The sequence below is a fragment of the Leclercia sp. J807 genome (assembly GCF_009734465.1).
Lineage (GTDB): Bacteria > Pseudomonadota > Gammaproteobacteria > Enterobacterales > Enterobacteriaceae > Enterobacter.
In genome coordinates, this window is the sequence record NZ_CP046446.1 from 1497912 (window position 1) to 1515896 (window position 17985).

The following is a 17985-nucleotide window of genomic DNA, read 5'->3' on the forward strand; positions in this document are numbered from 1 at the left end:
CGAAATGGATCAAAAGCTTAGTGAACTCAAAGAAAAATTAGATAATTTACATACAGCACTAGATGGCTTAGCCTTTCAACGTGAGGATTTAATTGATTTAGGTGCTTATACCTTCCCCTTCTTGCACTCCTCAGACTTAGTGTATTTTCCGAAGATGCTTTCTGAAAAAATAACTAAAATGGGGAAATATATTCCATCAGAAGAGGATTTAAATTTAATTGATTCTATTATTTACGATTTAGATCTAGCGCAACCAAATATAGACCATATTACTCATAGCAATTCTTCAGTTTCCCAGACCGCAATTTATTCATATTTGTTGTCCATGCTTTATATAACAAATAGGATTAATGAACTATTTTCTTTCTCTGTGCTTAAAGATAAAGATTTATTACCGAAAAAAATAATATCAAGACTTGAACTATACAATTCTGGATTAGCTTCTATCGAGGAAAAAAGTGGTAGCATTGAAGGTAAGATAAAAACCATAAATGAAGCTTATGATGCAGCAGAGAATCTTCCGACCACATTAAAAATGCTGCGAGAAACGAATCAAGAAATCGAAAATTTAAAAGATACATCTTCTTCTGATTATACAGAAATCGAGAAAAAATTAAAGCTAGCCCAGGATGGGGCAAAAGAAATCGAAGAACTAAGAGATACTGTCGTTAAGTTAAGTGAAAATGCAATATCTGAAGCTAATAGTTACTTAAATAAACTCAAAATTGAAGCCCAGACATATATTGATAAGTGTGAAGAGGCTTTTAGAACTACTACTTCGAAAGGCTTGGCTGGAGCCTTTCAAGATAAGGCAGAAAAACTTAACTTGAGTATACGCTATTGGGTAGGTGGTCTGATTGCGGCACTAGTTGCAGGTGCTGCGGTCGGATATTATAGACTTCATGCCCTTGAAACATACTTATCCAGCCCGGATTCATCAGGTATTAAATTAGCCATCCAGCTTGTTTTATCTTTCTTAAGTGTCGGTGCACCACTTTGGTTTGCTTGGTTGTCAACTAAACAAATTGGTCAGCGCTTTAGACTTGCGGAAGATTATGAGTTTAAAGCATCAGTTTCGAAGGCTTATGAGGGATATCGAAGAGAAGCAGTTCAGCTTGATTCTGATTTTTCACAGAGATTATTCGGAAATGCTTTAACACGGCTGGAAGAACCCCCGTTAAGATTTGTTGAGGAAAAAACGCATTCGTCACCAATAATGGAAATATTATCTTCAGAACATTTTAAGAAAATTATAGATGAGGGCGGGGAGAAAATGGATGCAATTCTTGAAAAGGCTGGTTTAGTTAAAAGGAAGAATGTAATAAAAGAAGAAGAAATTAAATCTGCACAAAACATTCTGGAAGGTTAAGTATCAAATAAAAAGGGGCAAAAGCCCCTTTTTTATTTGATTAAGTGATGATCCATTAAGATGATTATTTCTCTATTAGACTAATTATGAAGTTTCTTAGCTCTTTTTGGAATTGTATTGCTTCATTACTAACAAAAAATTCAATGGAATTATACATCCCCCTAGCCCCAACATTGCTCGGCATAATCTCGTCATCTGAGCCGGCACGTGCTGCGCTGCCATCATCTCATTCTGGCTTACGTTTTTGGTGTTCAGAAATTCATCTTCACCGACAATCTCCGATAACGGAATGCTATGTATCCCATTTTTTCTCCATTTAGCGAGTACAGAAACAGGTTACAGAAGTTCACCGGCCCTTTGATGCTTGACTCACCGGATACGCAAAAACTCTTCAGTTCGGGCAAATTGGCTAACAAGGTACTGGTAAAGATTGGAAAAACCAAAATCCTACCCAACAAAAAACCCATCAACCTTGAACCAAAACGGCGGGGTTGATGGGCTCCACAAATTGGGGACATCAAAGAAAAGCAGTGGCAATAGTTATGACTGACGTCTGGCAGAAAAGTTCTGCGCATAGCGAAAATTTTTTCGTCATTGCGCAAAAATTTTTTATCCCAGACCCGGCCAGATGATGATGATTAGCGTCCCCGCGAGAGTTAACAATACGTTAGCGATGGCGTAGGTGCCCGCGTAGCCCAGTGCCGGAATGTTGCTGCGCGCGGTATCGCTGATGATTTCCATCGCAGGCGCACAGGTTCGCGCTCCCATCATGGCGCCAAACAGCATCGCGCGGTTCATGCGCAGCACGTAGGCACCGAACAGGAAACAGATCACCACCGGCACCAGGCTGACGATCAACCCGGCCACCAGCATCTGCCAGCCTACCGCGCCCAGGCTGTGGCCAATGCCGCTGCCCGCGCTTAAGCCGACGCCCGCCATAAACACCATCAGGCCAAACTCTTTCACCATGTTCAGCGCGCCCTGGGGGATATAGCCGAAGGTGGGGTGGTTGGCGCGCAGGAAGCCGAGCATGATCCCGGCGAACAGCAGGCCGGCGGCGTTGCCGATGCCAAAGCTGAAATTGCTGAACTGGAAGGTGATCATCCCAATCATCAGGCCGACGATAAAGAAGGCGCAGAAGGCGAGCAGATCGGTCACCTGGCTGTGAATGGAGATAAAGCCGATGCGGTCGGCAACGGTCTTCACGCGGCGCGTGTCGCCGCTCACCTGCAACACATCGCCCTTGTTCAGCACGATGTTGTCATCGATAGGCATCTCAATCTGGCTGCGGATCACCCGGTTCAGGAAGCAGCCGTGGTCGGTCAGTTTAAGCTGTCCCAGGCGGCGACCCACGGCGTTGTGGTTTTTCACCACGATCTCTTCAGTGACGATGCGCATGTCCAGCAGGTCGCGATCGAACACTTCTTTGCCGTTACGGAAGCTGGGGTCGAGACGGGCGTGGGCGTCCGGGTAGCCGACCAGGGCGATATCGTCCCCCATCTGCAGTACCGCGTCGCCGTCCGGGTTCGCCAGAATGCCGTTACGGCGGATGCGTTCGATATAGCAGCCGGTCTGGCGATAAATGCCCAGTTCGCGCAGATTTTTACCGTCCGCCCAGGCCACCAGTTCCGGGCCGACACGGTAGGCGCGGATCACCGGCAGGTAGACTTTGCGTTTGCTGTCCGTATCCAGACCGCGTTCGCGGGCGATTTGCTGGGCGCTGGTCTGCAGATCCTGATGCTGTAACTTCGGCAGATAGCGTGCGCCCACGATCAGGCTCACCAGACCAATCAGATAGGTCAGAGCATAGCCAAGGCTGAGGTGATCTAACGCCATAGAGAGCTGGGCGTTATCCAGCCCCAGATGGCGCAACGTATCCCCCGCACCCACCAGCACCGGCGTGGAGGTCATCGAGCCGGCCAGCATGCCCGCCGTCAGGCCGATATCCCAGCCAAACAGTTTGCCTAAGCCTAACGCAATCAGCAGGGCACTGCCGACCATCACCAGCGCCAGCATCAGATAATTTTTACCGTCGCGGAAGAAAATTGAAAAAAAGTTAGGTCCGGCTTCAACACCTACACAAAAAATAAACAGCATAAAGCCCAGATTAAGGGCATCCGTGTTAATACTGAAATGTTGCTGGCCTAATAATAACGAGACGACTAAAACGCCAATAGAATTACCAAGTTGGATTGATCCGAGGCGTAATTTACCCAGGCACAGACCCAGCGCCAGTACCACAAATAATAGCAGGATGTAATTCCCGTTTAACAATTCTGCGACGTTTATGTTCACGAAGGATAACTTCTTGTTTACCAGTAAGTGGTTGAAGGGACAGGTGATTTAGGCTACTGTTTTCCCGGTGTTGAGGAGCGCTGCGGCTCCCGGCCGCACACTATAATATATATCAAATAATAATACCAAACTATTACTTTATTTATAACAGACAGCAACATCTGCTCGTGATTGCGTAACGACGCGCCGTTCAGGCATGGAATGCCATATAAACCATCTGATTGTGCGTCCAGTGGACGAAAAATGAATTTGCCCGCGCTGTAGGGGGACGATTTGAATATTAAACGTAACTGGTTTGGGGTGGCTTGCTGTTTTTTACTTTTTACTGGTGTATGCATCTGCCTGACGTTCAACGTAAGAGGGGCATTTATTGCCGCCGGGCGTCCTGAGCTGGGATTATTGTTCTTCACCCTGCCAGGTGCTGCCGCCAGTTTTGTCTCCCGTGGGGGAGAGGTCATCCGGCCGCTGGTCGGTGCGATGCTCGCTGCGCCCCTCTGTCTGGTGGTGATGCGTCTGGTCTTTATCCCGTCGCGCACTATCGTGCAGGAGATGGCATGGCTGTTAAGTGGGGTCTTCTGGTGTGCGTTGGGGGCGCTGTTCTTTCTGTTCGTGCGCCGGGCGCTGGAGAATCGTCGTGCGAGAATAAAAACGCCCTCAGAGTGAGGGCGCGAAAGGCTTACTGGGCAGCAAACAGCCCGAGGTTCGCTTTGGCATAGGCTTCAAAATCGGTAAAGCCGCCAATGTGGTTCTGGTCGAGGAAGATCTGCGGTACGGTTTCAACCGGCTTACCGACGGTTTTTTCCAGATCGGCTTTGGTGATGCCTTCGGCATGAATGTCCACGTAGCGGTAGTTAAAATCATCACGCTCAGCGGTCAGTTTTTCTGCCAGATCTTTTGCGCGCACACAGTAAGGGCAGCCTGGACGTCCAAAAATTACTGCAAACATGTTGTCTCTCCTGAAACTAAGCCTGACGGCGAATGACGCTATATTGCCGATAACTATCGGTAATGAAAAGCAGGTTCTGCCTGTTACATTGATATCTCCAGGCTATGTTTCGCCAATTACAGCCGCCTTTTCTTTGCCTATACTGGCGATATTGTCATTAACGCCCGTACAGAGAGACCGCATGACGCCCGTAATTGATCTGCTTCGTTCCCACCGTTCCATTCGCCATTTTACCGATCAACCCATCAGCGATGCCCAGCGTGAGGCCATTCTTGCCGGTGCGCAGGGTACCTCCAGCTCCAGCTTCCTGCAGTGCAGCTCCATTATCCGCATCACCGATCCCGCGATGCGCGAGCAGCTGGTGACCCTCACCGGCGGGCAGAAGCACGTGGCTGAGGCGGCGGAGTTCTGGGTCTTCTGCGCCGACTTCAACCGCCATCTGCAAATCTGCCCTGAGGCGCAGCTGGGCCTCGCCGAGCAGCTGCTGCTGGGCGTGGTGGATACCGCGATGCTGGCCCAGAACGCGATGACCGCGGCGGAGTCGCTGGGGCTGGGCGGGGTTTACATTGGCGGTATCCGCAACAGCATTGAGGCGGTGACAGAGCTGCTGCAGCTGCCGAAGCACGTCCTGCCGCTGTTTGGCCTCTGCCTCGGCTGGCCGGCGGATAACCCGGACGTCAAGCCGCGCCTGCCTGCGGCGATGGTGATGCATGAAAACCACTACCAGCCGGTCGATAAAGCGGTGCTGGCGCAATACGACGAAGAACTGGCGAACTACTACCTCAGCCGCGCGACCAATAACCGCCGCGACACCTGGAGCGACCATATCCGGCGCACCATCATCAAAGAAAACCGTCCGTTTATTCTCGACTATTTGCATAAACAGGGCTGGGCGACGCGATAAGGCCATTCATCCTGCGCCTCCCTGCGTGTATGATACGCAGGCTTTTACCAGATCATGTCTGAGAGGTGCAGGGTGAAAATTGCCATATTGTCCCGGGATGGAACGCTCTGGTCGTGTAAACGCCTGCGTGAAGCGGCGCAGCAGCGCGGCCATCTGGTGGAAATTCTCGATCCGCTGTCCTGCTATATGAATATCAGCCCGGCGGCATCTTCTATTCACTATAAAGGGCGCCAGCTGCCGCATTTTGACGCGGTTATTCCGCGCATTGGCTCAGCGATCACCTTTTATGGCACCGCCGCGCTGCGCCAGTTTGAGCTGCTCGGCAGTTATCCGCTGAATGAATCCGTGGCGATCACCCGGGCGCGTGACAAACTACGCTCCCTGCAACTGCTGGCCCGCCAGGGGATCGACCTGCCGATCACCGGTATTGCCCACTCGCCCGATGACACCCACGATCTGATCGAGATGGTCGGCGGCGCGCCATTGGTGGTTAAACTGGTTGAAGGCACCCAGGGCATTGGCGTGGTGCTGGCCGAAACCCGCCAGGCGGCAGAGAGCGTGGTGGATGCGTTTCGCGGCCTGAACGCGCACATTCTGGTGCAGGAGTACATTAAAGAGGCGAAAGGGCGCGATATTCGCTGCCTGGTGGTGGGCGATGAAGTGGTCGCCGCCATCGAGCGTCAGGCGAAAGAGGGCGATTTTCGCTCTAACCTGCATCGGGGCGGCGTGGCCCGGGTGGTGGAGATCACCCCTCGCGAGCGGGAGATGGCCCTGCTGGCCGCCAGAACCCTGGGGCTGGACGTTGCCGGGGTCGATATCTTACGCGCCGACAGAGGGCCGCTGGTGATGGAAGTCAACGCCTCGCCAGGGCTGGAAGGCATTGAGAAAACCACCGGGATTGATATCGCCGGGAAGATGATCGGCTGGATTGAACGCCATGCCACGCCGGAGTTTTGCCTGAAAACGGGCGGATAACTGGCCTGCCGCGCCGTGTGGCCTGGGCCAGGCACTATTTTTTTGAAGGGGTTCCACCGTTATGGATTCACTTGTAGTACCGACACTTGATACGTTACGCCACTGGCTGGACAACATGGGCGTCAGCTTTTTTGAATGCGACACCTGCCAGGCGCTGCACCTGCCGCACATGCAAAACTTTGACGGCGTGTTCGATGCCAAACTCGATCTGATCAATGACGTTATTCTTTTCTCCGCGCTGGCAGAGGTCAAACCCTCGGCGCTGCTGGCCTTAGCATCGGATTTGTCCGCCATCAATGCCAGTTCTTTGACGGTGAAAGCATTTCTCGATATACAGGATGATAATCTGCCAAAGCTGGTGGTTTGCCAGTCTTTATCCGCGTCCGTTGGGCTGACCTTCCCGCAGTTCGCGGCGTTTATCCAGCAGAGCGAAGAGCAGATCTCTATGGTAATGCTGGAAGCCAGCGCCCATCATCTGCTCTATAACGCTGAAGAGGGCGCTGAGCAGCCTGAATCTGCGGGCAATTTTCTGCACTAAACCTGTCTGACATTTAGGCAGTCGCTGTTGTGGCGGCTGCATAACACCCGCTTTTCTGCTGACTTTAACCTTTCTTTAAAGAATTATTCACCGCCATCCCGCCAATTCGGCTTATCACATAGATACTTCTTGCATAAAAAATTGTTAAAAGGCGTTTTTTAATCTGAGCTATAGCTACGGAGACAAGCTACAGTTTATTCTTGCGATGCTGTTAAACGCGAGCAGATACAGCCACCTGAGTAACATCTTCTGCTACAGGCAGAGTGATAAATTATGCACGTTTCTTGCATAGGCTAAGAGTGTTCATTTTTAGTGCGTTTGTTAACGCGCTTTCAGAAGGATTAACGCTATGATCGCTTTAAATAAAAAATGGTTATCGGGTCTGGTTGCGGGCGCGCTGATGGCGGTCTCTGCAGGCTCGCTGGCGGCAGAGCAAAAAACGCTGCATATCTACAACTGGTCTGATTATATCGCCCCGGATACGGTGGCGAATTTTGAAAAAGAGACCGGGATTAAAGTCGTCTATGACGTCTTCGATTCTAACGAAGTGCTGGAAGGCAAACTGATGGCGGGCAGCACCGGCTTTGACCTGGTCGTACCGTCAGCCAGCTTCCTGGAACGTCAGCTCTCTGCGGGCGTGTTCCAGCCGCTGGATAAAAGCAAACTGCCGGACTGGAAAAACCTCGACCCTGAGCTGCTGAAACTTATCGCCAAACACGATCCGGACAACAAATACGCCATGCCGTACATGTGGGCCACCACCGGCATTGGCTATAACGTCGAGAAAGTGAAACAGGTGCTGGGTGCCGATGCGCCGGTAAACAGCTGGGATCTGGTGCTGAAGCCAGAGAACCTCGAGAAGCTGAAAAGCTGCGGCGTGTCGTTCCTCGATGCGCCTGAAGAGATTTTTGCCACCGTCCTGAACTATCTCGGCAAAGATCCCAACAGCACCAAAGCGGATGACTACACCGGCCCGGCCACCGATCTGCTGCTGAAGCTGCGTCCCAATATCCGTTACTTCCACTCCTCCCAGTACATCAACGATCTGGCAAACGGCGATATCTGCGTAGCCATCGGCTGGGCAGGGGACGTGTGGCAGGCGGCGAACCGCGCGAAAGAGGCGAAAAACGGCGTGAATATCGCCTATTCGATCCCGAAAGAGGGGGCTATGGCCTTCTTTGATGTCTTCGCGATGCCAGCCGATGCAAAAAACAAAGACGAAGCCTACCAGTTCCTGAACTATCTGCTGCGTCCGGAAGTGATCGCCCACATCTCTGACCATGTCTTCTATGCCAACGGCAACAAAGAGGCCACGAAGCTTGTCAGCGCTGAAGTGCGTGATAACCCAGGGATCTACCCGCCGGAAGAGGTGCGCGCCAAGATGTTTACCCTGAGCGTGCAGGAGCCGAAAATTGACCGCGTCCGTACCCGTGCGTGGACGAAAGTGAAAAGCGGTAAATAACCGTTCGTCGTAGGCCGGGCAAGCGTAGCGCCCCCGGCAACAGGCGCACCGTTCTGGTGCGCCTGCACCATTTTGATTGATGCCGGAGAGCACCCCGTGAACGACGCGATCCCCCGCCCGCAGGCGAAAACCCGTAAAGCGCTGACCCCGCTGCTGGAAATCCGTAACCTGACCAAATCTTTCGATGGTCAGAATGCCGTGGATGATGTCAGCCTGACTATCTACAAAGGTGAAATTTTTGCTCTGCTTGGCGCATCTGGCTGCGGGAAATCGACCTTGCTGCGCATGCTCGCCGGGTTTGAACAGCCCAGCTCCGGGCAGATTATGCTGGATGGCGTCGACCTCTCCCGGGTGCCACCTTATCAGCGCCCGATCAATATGATGTTCCAGTCTTATGCCCTGTTCCCGCACATGACCGTGGAGCAGAACATCGCCTTTGGCCTGAAGCAGGACAAACTGCCAAAAGCGGAAATCACCGCCCGCGTGGCCGAAATGCTGAGCCTGGTGCACATGCAGGAGTTTGCGAAGCGCAAGCCGCACCAGCTCTCCGGCGGCCAGCGTCAGCGCGTGGCCCTGGCTCGTAGCCTGGCGAAACGACCAAAGCTGCTGCTGCTCGATGAACCGATGGGGGCGCTGGATAAAAAACTGCGCGACCGTATGCAGCTGGAGGTGGTGGATATTCTCGAGCGTGTAGGCGTGACCTGCGTGATGGTGACCCACGACCAGGAAGAGGCGATGACCATGGCCGGGCGTATCGCCATCATGAACCGCGGCAAATTCGTGCAGATTGGCGAGCCGGAAGAGATTTACGAGCATCCGACCACCCGCTACAGCGCCGAATTTATCGGCTCCATGAACGTGTTTGAAGGGTTGCTGAAAACCCGCGAAGAGGACGGGCTGGTGATTGACTCGCCGGGGCTGATCCACCCGCTGAAAGTGGCGGCGGACAACTCGGTAGTGGATAACGTGCCGGTCTATGTGGCCCTGCGCCCGGAAAAAATCACCCTCTGCGAAGAGGCGCCCGCGGATGGCTACAACTTTGCCGTGGGGGAAGTGGTGCATATCGCCTACCTCGGCGATCTCTCCATCTACCATGTCCGCCTGAAGAGCGGGCAAATGATCAGTGCGCAATTGCAAAACACCTTCCGCTACCGCAAGGGGTTACCGACCTGGGGTGACGAAGTGCGTCTGTGCTGGGAAGCCGATAGCTGCGTTGTGCTGACGGTATAAGGAAGGGCGATGAACAAACCTGAACCTGCGACCCGCGTAGCGGCGGGCATTGATACCAGCTGGCTGACCCGTATGCAGATGGCTCACGGGCGTAAGCTGGTGATCGCGCTGCCCTATCTGTGGCTGATCCTGCTCTTCCTGCTGCCGTTCCTGATTGTGTTTAAAATCAGTCTGGCGGAGATGGCGCGGGCGATCCCGCCCTACAGCGATCTGCTGGAGTGGGGGGACAGTCAGCTGTCGATCATGCTCAACCTGGGCAACTTCCTGCAGCTGACCGAGGATCCGCTCTATTTTGAGGCCTATCTGCAGTCGTTGCAGGTCGCGGCTATCTCGACGATCTGCTGTCTGCTGCTGGCCTACCCGCTGGCCTGGGCGGTGGCGCACAGCAAGCCCTCAACGCGTAACATTCTGCTGCTGCTGGTGATTTTACCCTCGTGGACCTCATTCCTGATCCGCGTCTATGCCTGGATGGGGATCCTGAAAAACAACGGCGTGCTGAATAACGTTCTGCTCTGGCTTGGGGTTATCGATCAGCCGTTGACCATTCTGCACACCAATCTGGCGGTCTATATCGGCATTGTCTACGCCTATCTACCGTTTATGGTGCTGCCTATCTACACCGCCCTGACGCGCATCGACTACTCGCTGGTGGAGGCGGCGCTGGATCTCGGTGCCCGTCCGATGAAAACCTTCTTCAGCGTGATTGTGCCGCTGACCAAAGGCGGAATTATCGCCGGGTCGATGCTGGTGTTTATCCCGGCGGTGGGGGAGTTTGTGATCCCGGAACTGCTCGGCGGCCCGGACAGCATCATGATTGGTCGCGTGCTGTGGCAGGAATTCTTTAATAACCGCGACTGGCCGGTGGCCTCGGCGGTGGCGATCGTGATGTTGCTGCTGCTGATCGTGCCGATCATGTGGTTCCACAAGTACCAGCAGAAACAGATGGGAGATCACGGATGAACAATTTACCGGTAGTGCGCTCTCCGTGGCGGATCCTGATCCTGGTCCTCGGCTTTACCTTCCTGTACGCGCCGATGCTGATGCTGGTGATCTACTCCTTTAACAGCTCCAAGCTGGTAACGGTGTGGGCGGGCTGGTCCACGCGCTGGTACGGCGAGCTGTTCCGCGACGAGGCGATGATGAGCGCCGTGGGCCTGAGCCTGACCATTGCCGCCTGCGCGGCGACGATGGCGGCCATTCTGGGCACGATTGCCGCGGTAGTGATGGTGCGCTTTGGTCGTTTTCGCGGGGCCAACGGCTTCGCCTTTATGATCACTGCCCCGCTGGTGATGCCCGATGTCATCACCGGCCTGTCGCTGCTGCTGCTGTTTGTCGCCATGGGGCATGCCATTGGCTGGCCATCGGATCGCGGCATGCTCACCATCTGGCTGGCCCATGTCACCTTCTGTACCGCCTATGTGGCGGTGGTCATCTCCTCGCGCCTGCGCGAGCTGGATCACTCTATTGAAGAGGCGGCGATGGATCTCGGGGCGACGCCGCTGAAGGTCTTCTTCATCATCACCCTGCCGATGATCATGCCGGCGGTGATCTCCGGCTGGCTGCTGGCCTTTACCCTGTCGCTGGACGACCTGGTGATCGCCAGCTTTGTCTCCGGCCCGGGGGCCACCACGCTGCCGATGCTGGTCTTCTCCAGCGTGCGCATGGGGGTCAACCCGGAGATCAACGCCCTGGCGACGCTGATTCTCGGCGTGGTCGGCATCATCGGGTTAATTGCCTGGTATCTGATGGCGCGGTCTGAAAAACAGCGTCAGCGCGATATCCAACGTGCAAGACGCGGCTGAAGCTCCTAAAATCTGCAAAGAAGCGAAATTAAGATGCCGCGTTATCGCGGCATCGTTTCATGGAAGACATCACGTTGGGATTTTTCACGAAAACAAGCCGTTCGCATGCCCGTCTGAACGTTCCTGCCCTGGTGCAGGTGGCGGCGCTCGCCATTATCATGATCCGCTGCCTTGATGTGTTTATGATTTTCAATACGCTGGGGATGCGCGGGCTGAGCGAGTTTGTTCACCGCAGCGTACAGACCTGGAGCCTGACGCTGGTCTTTTTTGCCAGCCTGATGCTGGTCTTTATCGAAATTTACTGCGCCTTTTCGCTGGTGAAAGGGCGTAACTGGGCGCGGATTATCTACCTGCTGACCCAGATCACCGCCACCGGCTATCTGTGGGCCGCATCGCTGGGCTACGGCTATCCCGAACTGTTCAGCATTCCCGGCGAGTCAAAGCGCGAGATTTTCCACACCCTGGTGATGCAAAAACTGCCCGACATCCTGGTGCTCGGCCTGCTGTTTGTCCCTGCGGCCAGCCGACGGTTTTTCCGTCTGCAATAACGTGTATAATCGCTGCCCCCAGACGTATTAAGGTTTCGTTATGCAGTGCGCACTCTATGATGCCGGCCGCTGTCGCTCCTGTCAGTGGATAGCGCAGCCGGTCTCTTCACAACTTTCCGCCAAAATGACCGACCTGCAGACGCTGCTGTCTGGCCTGCCGGTGGCGGAGTGGTGCGCGCCGGTTAGCGGGCCGGAACAGGCGTTTCGCAATAAAGCCAAAATGGTGGTCAGCGGCAGCGTCGAAAAACCGCTGCTCGGCATGCTGCACCGCGACGGCACCCCTGTCGATCTGACCGACTGCCCGCTCTATCCGGCCTCGTTCGCGCCGGTCTTTGCCGCCCTGAAACCCTTTATCGCCCGCGCGGGCCTGACGCCCTACAACGTGGAACGCAAGCGCGGCGAGCTGAAGTACATTCTGCTCACCGAAAGCCAGCTTGATGGCGGGATGATGCTGCGCTTCGTGCTGCGCTCGGAGGCCAAGTTGCCCCAGCTCCGCGCGGCGCTGCCGTGGCTACAGAAACAGCTGCCGCAGCTGAAGGTGATTACCGCCAATATTCAGCCAGTGCATATGGCGATCATGGAAGGGGAAGAGGAGATCTTCCTCACCGACGCTCAGGCGCTGGCAGAGCGTTTTAACGACGTGCCGCTGTGGATCCGCCCAAAGAGCTTCTTCCAGACCAACCCGACCGTGGCAAGCGAGCTGTACGCCACCGCACGCGACTGGGTGCGTGGTCTGCCGGTTAACCATATGTGGGATCTCTTCTGCGGCGTCGGCGGCTTTGGCCTGCACTGCGCCACCCCACAGATGCAGCTGACCGGGATTGAGATCTCCGCCGAGGCGATCGCCTGCGCCACCCAGTCCGCCGCGGAACTGGGGCTGACGAATCTGCACTTCCAGGCGCTCGATTCGACGCAGTTCGCCACCGGCCAGGGCAACGTGCCGGAGCTGGTGCTGGTAAACCCGCCGCGCCGCGGTATCGGTAAGGCGCTGTGCGACTACCTGAGCCAGATGGCGCCAGAGTTTATTATCTACTCCAGCTGCAATGCGCAGACGATGGCAAAAGACATTCGCGACCTGCCCGGTTACCGGATTGCGCGGGTACAGCTGTTCGATATGTTCCCGCATACTGCGCACTATGAAGTGCTGACGCTATTAGTTAAATCCTGAGGAACCGCCCGGCGGCGCTGCGCTTGTACGGGCCTACGGTTTCGTAGGCCGGGTAAGGTGCAGCCGCCACCCGGCAACCCCCTGCACAATGTTAAACAAAATGTGAACGTTTCCCGCCCCGGAAATCGGGTAAGCTTTAGCTGTTAAGATTCAATAAGGCTGACCGATGAAGCACATCCTGCTGGTGGAGGACGACGGCGATATCGCCGCGTTACTGCGCCTCAATTTAGAAGACGAAGGTTACGTGATTACCCATGAAGCGGACGGGGGCAGGGCGCTGCAGCTGCTCGGGCAACCTCACTGGGACGCGGTGATCCTCGATCTGATGCTGCCCAACGTTGACGGGCTGACCCTCTGCCGGGCGATCCGCGCCCGGGACCATTACCTGCCGGTGATTATCATCAGCGCCCGCAGCAGCGAAACCGAGCGTATTCTGGGCCTGGAAACCGGGGCCGATGACTATCTGGCTAAACCCTTCTCGGTGCAGGAGCTGGTGGCGCGCATCCGGGCGCTGTTCCGCCGTCAGCAGGCGATGGGACAGCAAACGTCCGGGCTAATTAACGCCCACGGCCTGACCATCGACCCGCTGGCCCGCAGCGTGCTGCTGCGCGGCGAGGTGGTTGACCTGACGCCGCGCGAGTTCGATTTACTCTACTTTTTCGCCCGCCATCCCGGCGAGGTCTTCTCCCGGCTGGCCCTGCTCGAACAGGTGTGGGGATATCAGCACGAAGGGTACGAGCACACCGTCAACACCCATATCAATCGTCTGCGGGTAAAAATTGAGAAAGATGCCGCCGAGCCGGAGATCATCCGCACCGTCTGGGGTAAAGGCTATCTGTTTGCGGAACGCCCGCTATGATCCGCCGTCTCACCCTGATCTTCATCCTTCTGCTGACGGTCTGCGCGGCGGTGGCCTGCGCGGTGCAGCTCTGGACCAGCATGCAGTATGGCAACGCCATGGTGCAGCGTCTCTCCGGCGGGCTGGCGCAGCACATCGCCCAGCGCGAAACCCTGCTGGATGCGCACGGGCAGGTCGATCGCTCCCGCCTCAAGCCGCTGTTCGACAGGCTGATGACTTACAACCCCAGCGTGGAGCTCTACATCCTCTCCCCGGACGGGCAGATCCTTGCCGATGCCGCGCCGCCGGGGCATATCAAACGCCAGCATCTCGCCGTTGCGCCGGTACAGCAGTTCCTGAGCGGCGGGATGATGCCGGTCTATGGCGACGATCCCCGCACCCTGACGGGAGAGAAGGTCTTCAGCGCCGTGCCGCTGCATCAGGACGGCGTGCTGCGCGGCTATCTCTACATCATTTTGCAGGGAGAAGAGCTGAACGCCCTGGCGGAGCAGGCATGGCAGAAAACGCTCTGGAGCACGGTGCTCTGGTCCTTGCTGCTGGTGGCGCTGTTCGGCGCGCTGGCGGGCGGCCTGGTCTGGTACTGGGTCACCCGGCCTGTCAAGCAACTGACCGACGAGGTGAGCGGCCTGGATCGCGAAAGTATGCACGTCATCAAGCAGCTGGCCACCCAGCCCATACAGACCACGCCGTCTGATGAAGTGGCCCTGCTGCGTAATACCTTTATCGAACTGGCGCAGCAGATTGCCAGCCAGTGGGATCAGCTGGCCGACAGCGACCGGCAGCGCCGGGAGTTTATCGCCAATATCTCCCACGATCTGCGTACCCCGCTGACCGCGCTGCTGGGCTATCTGGAAACCCTGTCGCTGAAATCGGGCACGCTATCCGCAGAGGAGACGCAGCACTATCTCTCCATTGCCCTGCGTCAGGGGCATAAAGTGCGCCATCTGTCGCAGCAGCTGTTTGAGCTGGCGCGCCTTGAGCACGGCAGCATCAAGCCCCAGCGGGAGCGCTTTGCTATCGGGGAGCTCATCTCCGACGTGGCGCAAAAGTTTGACCTGGCGGTGGAAACGCGCAAGCTGCGGCTGCATATCGACGTGCCGCGCCAGCTGCCGATGATCAACGCCGATCTGTCGATGATCGAGCGGGTGGTCACCAATCTGCTGGATAACGCCATCCGGCATACGCCGCCGGGCGGCGAGATCGGGCTGAAGGTGTGGCTGGAGGGCGAGCAGTTGCAGGTAGAAGTCAACGACAGCGGGCCGGGGGTGGATGAACACCTGCGCGACGATCTCTTTATGCGGCCTTCTGCGCTAAGTCAGCAGGCGTCGCGGGATAATCGCGGCGGGCTGGGGCTATTGATCGTCAAAAGGATGCTGGAGCTGCACGGCGGAGGGATCAGGCTGATGGAGGCGGCGAAAGGGGCGCGTTTTCGCTTCTATGTGCCGCTGTGAGTAATGCCGGGTGGCGCTGCGCTTACCCGGCCTACAAAACTACAAACCGCACCATCCGTAGGCCCGGTAAGGCGTAGCCGCCACCGGGCATCAGACCGCACAATCCGTAGGCCGGGTAAGGCGAAGCCGCCACCCGGCAAAACAGGCTTACTGCGGGAACCACTGGTCGCTGATTTTCTGATACGTGCCGTCAGCTTTAATCGCTTTCAGGGCGCCGTTCAGTTTCTCGACCAGGGCTTTGTTATCCGGACGAACCGCGATGCCCAGACCGGTGCCGAAGTACTGCGGGTCGGTCACTTTATCGGTAGCGGTACCCAGCTGCGGGTTGGTCTTCAGCCACTCGTTCACCACCGCCGTATCGCCAAACACGCCATCGATACGGCCATTCTTCAGGTCGATAATCGCATTCTGGTAGCTGTCATAGGCCACGGTTTTCACTTCCGGGTGCTTATCCTGGAGATATTTCTGGTGCGTGGTGCCGTTTTCCATGCCGATGCGCTTGCCTTTCAGCTGCTCAAAGGAGGTGTACTGGCCTTTTTTGGCAATCACCACCGCAGAGTTGGCATAGTACGGCTCGGTGAAGGTGACCTGCTTGCTACGCTCCGGAGTAATATCCATGCCGGAGATCACCGCATCATATTTTTTAAATTTCAGGGACGGGATCAGGCTATCAAAAGCGTGGTTAGTAAAGGTGCACTCGGCCTGCATCTGTTTGCACAGCGCTTTCGCCAGGTCGATATCAAACCCAACGATCTGGTTGCTGGCATCCAGTGATTCGAACGGTGGATAGGTCGCAGAAACACCGAAGTTGATTTTATCGGCAGCAGAGGCGCCTGCAGCGAAGGTAGCGAGTAAAGCGGCCAGAACTAACTTTTTCATCATGAAGCTCCCGTCTGTCAATCTTGTCATTATGTGCCGTGTCTGCGGCTGAGAGTTACAATGCCACTTAATGAATTTGTATGCAATAAAAATGATTAAATATTATTTTGATAATAAAAAAGACGGGAAGCTGTCAGGCTTCCCCGTCTTTTTTAAATCAAACTTATGCAGTTTTAATTGCGGCGTTCGAAGGCCAGCGCTTTACGTTCAACCAGACGCATCAGCAGCGTCAGCAGGCCGTTGACGATGAGGTAGATAATACCTGCAGCGCCAAACACCATCACATCGTAGGTGCGGCCGTACAGCAGCTGTCCGTGGCCCATCACCTCCATCAGCGTGATGGTGTAGGCCAGCGACGTACTTTTGAACACCAGCACCACTTCGTTGGAATATGACGAGAGGGCGCGTTTGAAGGCGTACGGCAGCAGGATCGCCAGCGTATCTTTCTTGCTCATCCCCAGCGCGCCGCAGGACTGCCACTGACCGTCCGGAATGGCGCGGATCGCGCCGTAGAACAGCTGCGTGGTATAGGCGGCACTGTTCAGCGACAGGGCGAGCAGGGCGCAGAGCCACGGCTCGGAGAGCAGATGCCACAGCACCGGATATTCCTGCAGCGTCGGGAACTGCCCCGGGCCGTAATAGATCAGGAAGATCTGCACCAGCAGCGGCGTGCCGGTAAACAGGGTGATATAGCCACGCACGATCCACACCAGCACCGGCGTTTTGAGCGTCAGGATGATGGTGAAAATCAGCGCCAGGATCAGCGCCACGATAATCGAGGCCACCGTCAGCGTCAGGCTGGTGTGCAGCCCTTTCATCAGTTCGGGTAAGTAATCCAGCATCAGCCTGGTCTCCGTTCAAAACGCGTCGCACGCAGGTCAATACGCTTGAGAATGTACTGACTGAGCAACGTGATCACCAGGTAGATGGCCGCCGCCACGATGTACCAGGTAAAGGGCTCCTGAGTACGGGTGGCGATGCTTTTGGTTTGCAGCATCAGGTCGTTCACGCTGATTAAGCTCACCAGCGCGGTATCTTTCAACAGCACCAGCCACTGGTTGCCGAGCCCCGGCAGGGCATGACGCCACATCTGCGGCATCACCAGACGGAAGAAAATGGCGGTTTTCGACAGCCCCAGCGCCTGACCGGACTCCCACTGTCCCACCGGCACCGCTTTCAGCGCGCCGCGCAGGGTTTGCGAGGCATAGGCGGAGTAGAGCAGGGAGAGGGCGATCACGCCGCACAGGAACGGGCTGACGTCGAAGTTTTCGATCTGCATCTGAATCGGGATCTGCACCACGCCCAGATTGAGCGTAAAGCCGTCCGACAGTGTCAGCAGCAGCTGCGAGGAGCCAAAGTAAATAAACAGCACCACCAGAATTTCCGGCAGGCCGCGCAGCAGGGTCACCAGTGCTGAGCCGGCCCAGGCGACAGGTCGCCACTTAGCCGACTCCCACACGGCAAAGATCATCGCCAGCACCAGGCCGATGATCAGCGCACAAACGGCAAGGCCGACGGTCATCCCGGCGGCGCTTGCTAATGGAAAAATTTCGTTCATC

The 17985-nt window shown here is 55.6% G+C and carries 18 protein-coding genes; 13 read left to right on the forward strand and 5 right to left on the reverse strand.

Features of this window, described 5'->3' with window-relative positions; translation table 11 throughout:
- Positions 1-4: 4 nt before the first annotated feature.
- Entirely contained in the window at positions 5-1369 is a 1365-nt protein-coding gene (locus tag GNG26_RS06965) for a hypothetical protein (RefSeq protein ID WP_156238268.1), read from the forward strand.
- 609 nt (positions 1370-1978) lie between these two features.
- On the opposite strand, the gene GNG26_RS06970 is transcribed toward GNG26_RS06965, so the two are convergent.
- Entirely contained in the window at positions 1979-3664 is a 1686-nt protein-coding gene (locus tag GNG26_RS06970; RefSeq protein WP_103178853.1) for an aspartate:alanine antiporter, read from the reverse strand.
- 273 nt (positions 3665-3937) lie between these two features.
- On the opposite strand from GNG26_RS06970, the gene GNG26_RS06975 reads away from it, so the two are divergent.
- The gene (locus GNG26_RS06975) at positions 3938-4327 is read left to right on the forward strand and encodes an inner membrane protein YbjM (RefSeq protein WP_103823440.1); all 390 of its coding nucleotides are present in this window, start codon (positions 3938-3940) and stop codon (positions 4325-4327) included.
- Between the two features lie 13 nt (positions 4328-4340).
- Here the strand turns inward: GNG26_RS06975 and GNG26_RS06980 are convergent, their stop codons facing one another.
- Entirely contained in the window at positions 4341-4610 is a 270-nt protein-coding gene (locus tag GNG26_RS06980; protein ID WP_103823439.1) for a GrxA family glutaredoxin, read from the reverse strand.
- 181 nt (positions 4611-4791) lie between these two features.
- On the opposite strand from GNG26_RS06980, the gene nfsA reads away from it, so the two are divergent.
- From nfsA to GNG26_RS07035, 11 genes are all read left to right on the forward strand, one after another.
- The gene (gene nfsA, locus GNG26_RS06985; RefSeq protein WP_103178856.1) at positions 4792-5514 is read left to right on the forward strand and encodes an oxygen-insensitive NADPH nitroreductase; all 723 of its coding nucleotides are present in this window, start codon (positions 4792-4794) and stop codon (positions 5512-5514) included.
- Between the two features lie 72 nt (positions 5515-5586).
- Entirely contained in the window at positions 5587-6489 is a 903-nt protein-coding gene (gene rimK, locus GNG26_RS06990; protein WP_103823438.1) for a 30S ribosomal protein S6--L-glutamate ligase, read from the forward strand.
- A 61-nt stretch (positions 6490-6550) separates the two neighbouring features.
- Positions 6551-7027: a YbjN domain-containing protein gene (locus GNG26_RS06995; RefSeq protein WP_103178858.1), complete on the forward strand. Its 477-nt coding sequence runs from the start codon at positions 6551-6553 to the stop codon at positions 7025-7027.
- Positions 7028-7376: 349 nt separating this feature from the next.
- Complete coding sequence (gene potF, locus GNG26_RS07000; RefSeq protein ID WP_103823436.1) at positions 7377-8489, forward strand: spermidine/putrescine ABC transporter substrate-binding protein PotF; 1113 nt, start codon at positions 7377-7379, stop codon at positions 8487-8489.
- Positions 8490-8585: 96 nt separating this feature from the next.
- A complete protein-coding gene (gene potG, locus GNG26_RS07005; RefSeq protein WP_156238269.1) occupies positions 8586-9719 on the forward strand; it encodes a putrescine ABC transporter ATP-binding subunit PotG in 1134 nt (377 codons plus the stop codon).
- A 9-nt stretch (positions 9720-9728) separates the two neighbouring features.
- The gene (gene potH, locus GNG26_RS07010) at positions 9729-10679 is read left to right on the forward strand and encodes a putrescine ABC transporter permease PotH (RefSeq protein WP_103178861.1); all 951 of its coding nucleotides are present in this window, start codon (positions 9729-9731) and stop codon (positions 10677-10679) included.
- On the forward strand, positions 10676-11521 hold the full coding sequence (potI, locus tag GNG26_RS07015) for a putrescine ABC transporter permease PotI (RefSeq protein ID WP_103178862.1): 846 nt from the start codon (positions 10676-10678) through the stop codon (positions 11519-11521). Before potH ends, potI begins: the two co-directional genes overlap by 4 nt.
- 59 nt (positions 11522-11580) lie before the next feature.
- Positions 11581-12069 (forward strand): YbjO family protein, encoded by a 489-nt coding sequence (locus tag GNG26_RS07020; RefSeq protein ID WP_103823434.1) that lies wholly within the window; start codon positions 11581-11583, stop codon positions 12067-12069.
- A gap of 40 nt (positions 12070-12109) precedes the next feature.
- Positions 12110-13237: a 23S rRNA (uracil(747)-C(5))-methyltransferase RlmC gene (rlmC, locus tag GNG26_RS07025; protein ID WP_156238270.1), complete on the forward strand. Its 1128-nt coding sequence runs from the start codon at positions 12110-12112 to the stop codon at positions 13235-13237.
- A 166-nt stretch (positions 13238-13403) separates the two neighbouring features.
- Positions 13404-14096 carry a response regulator transcription factor gene (locus tag GNG26_RS07030; RefSeq protein ID WP_103823432.1) on the forward strand — a complete coding sequence of 231 codons (693 nt, stop codon included), beginning with the start codon at positions 13404-13406 and terminating at the stop codon, positions 14094-14096.
- Positions 14093-15547: a sensor histidine kinase KdpD gene (locus tag GNG26_RS07035; protein WP_156238271.1), complete on the forward strand. Its 1455-nt coding sequence runs from the start codon at positions 14093-14095 to the stop codon at positions 15545-15547. Before GNG26_RS07030 ends, GNG26_RS07035 begins: the two co-directional genes overlap by 4 nt.
- Before the next feature lie 147 nt (positions 15548-15694).
- Here GNG26_RS07035 and artJ read toward each other — a convergent pair whose 3' ends face one another.
- The 3 genes from artJ to artQ all read right to left on the reverse strand — a co-directional run bounded on the left by artJ (position 15695) and on the right by artQ (position 17984).
- Positions 15695-16426 carry an arginine ABC transporter substrate-binding protein ArtJ gene (gene artJ, locus GNG26_RS07040; RefSeq protein ID WP_156240149.1) on the reverse strand — a complete coding sequence of 244 codons (732 nt, stop codon included), beginning with the start codon at positions 16424-16426 and terminating at the stop codon, positions 15695-15697.
- 173 nt (positions 16427-16599) lie between these two features.
- Positions 16600-17268: an arginine ABC transporter permease ArtM gene (gene artM / locus GNG26_RS07045; protein ID WP_103823430.1), complete on the reverse strand. Its 669-nt coding sequence runs from the start codon at positions 17266-17268 to the stop codon at positions 16600-16602.
- Positions 17268-17984, reverse strand: coding sequence for an arginine ABC transporter permease ArtQ (gene artQ, locus GNG26_RS07050; RefSeq protein ID WP_103178868.1), 717 nt, complete (start codon positions 17982-17984; stop codon positions 17268-17270). Before artQ ends, artM begins: the two co-directional genes overlap by 1 nt.
- Between the last annotated feature and the right edge of the window lies 1 nt (position 17985).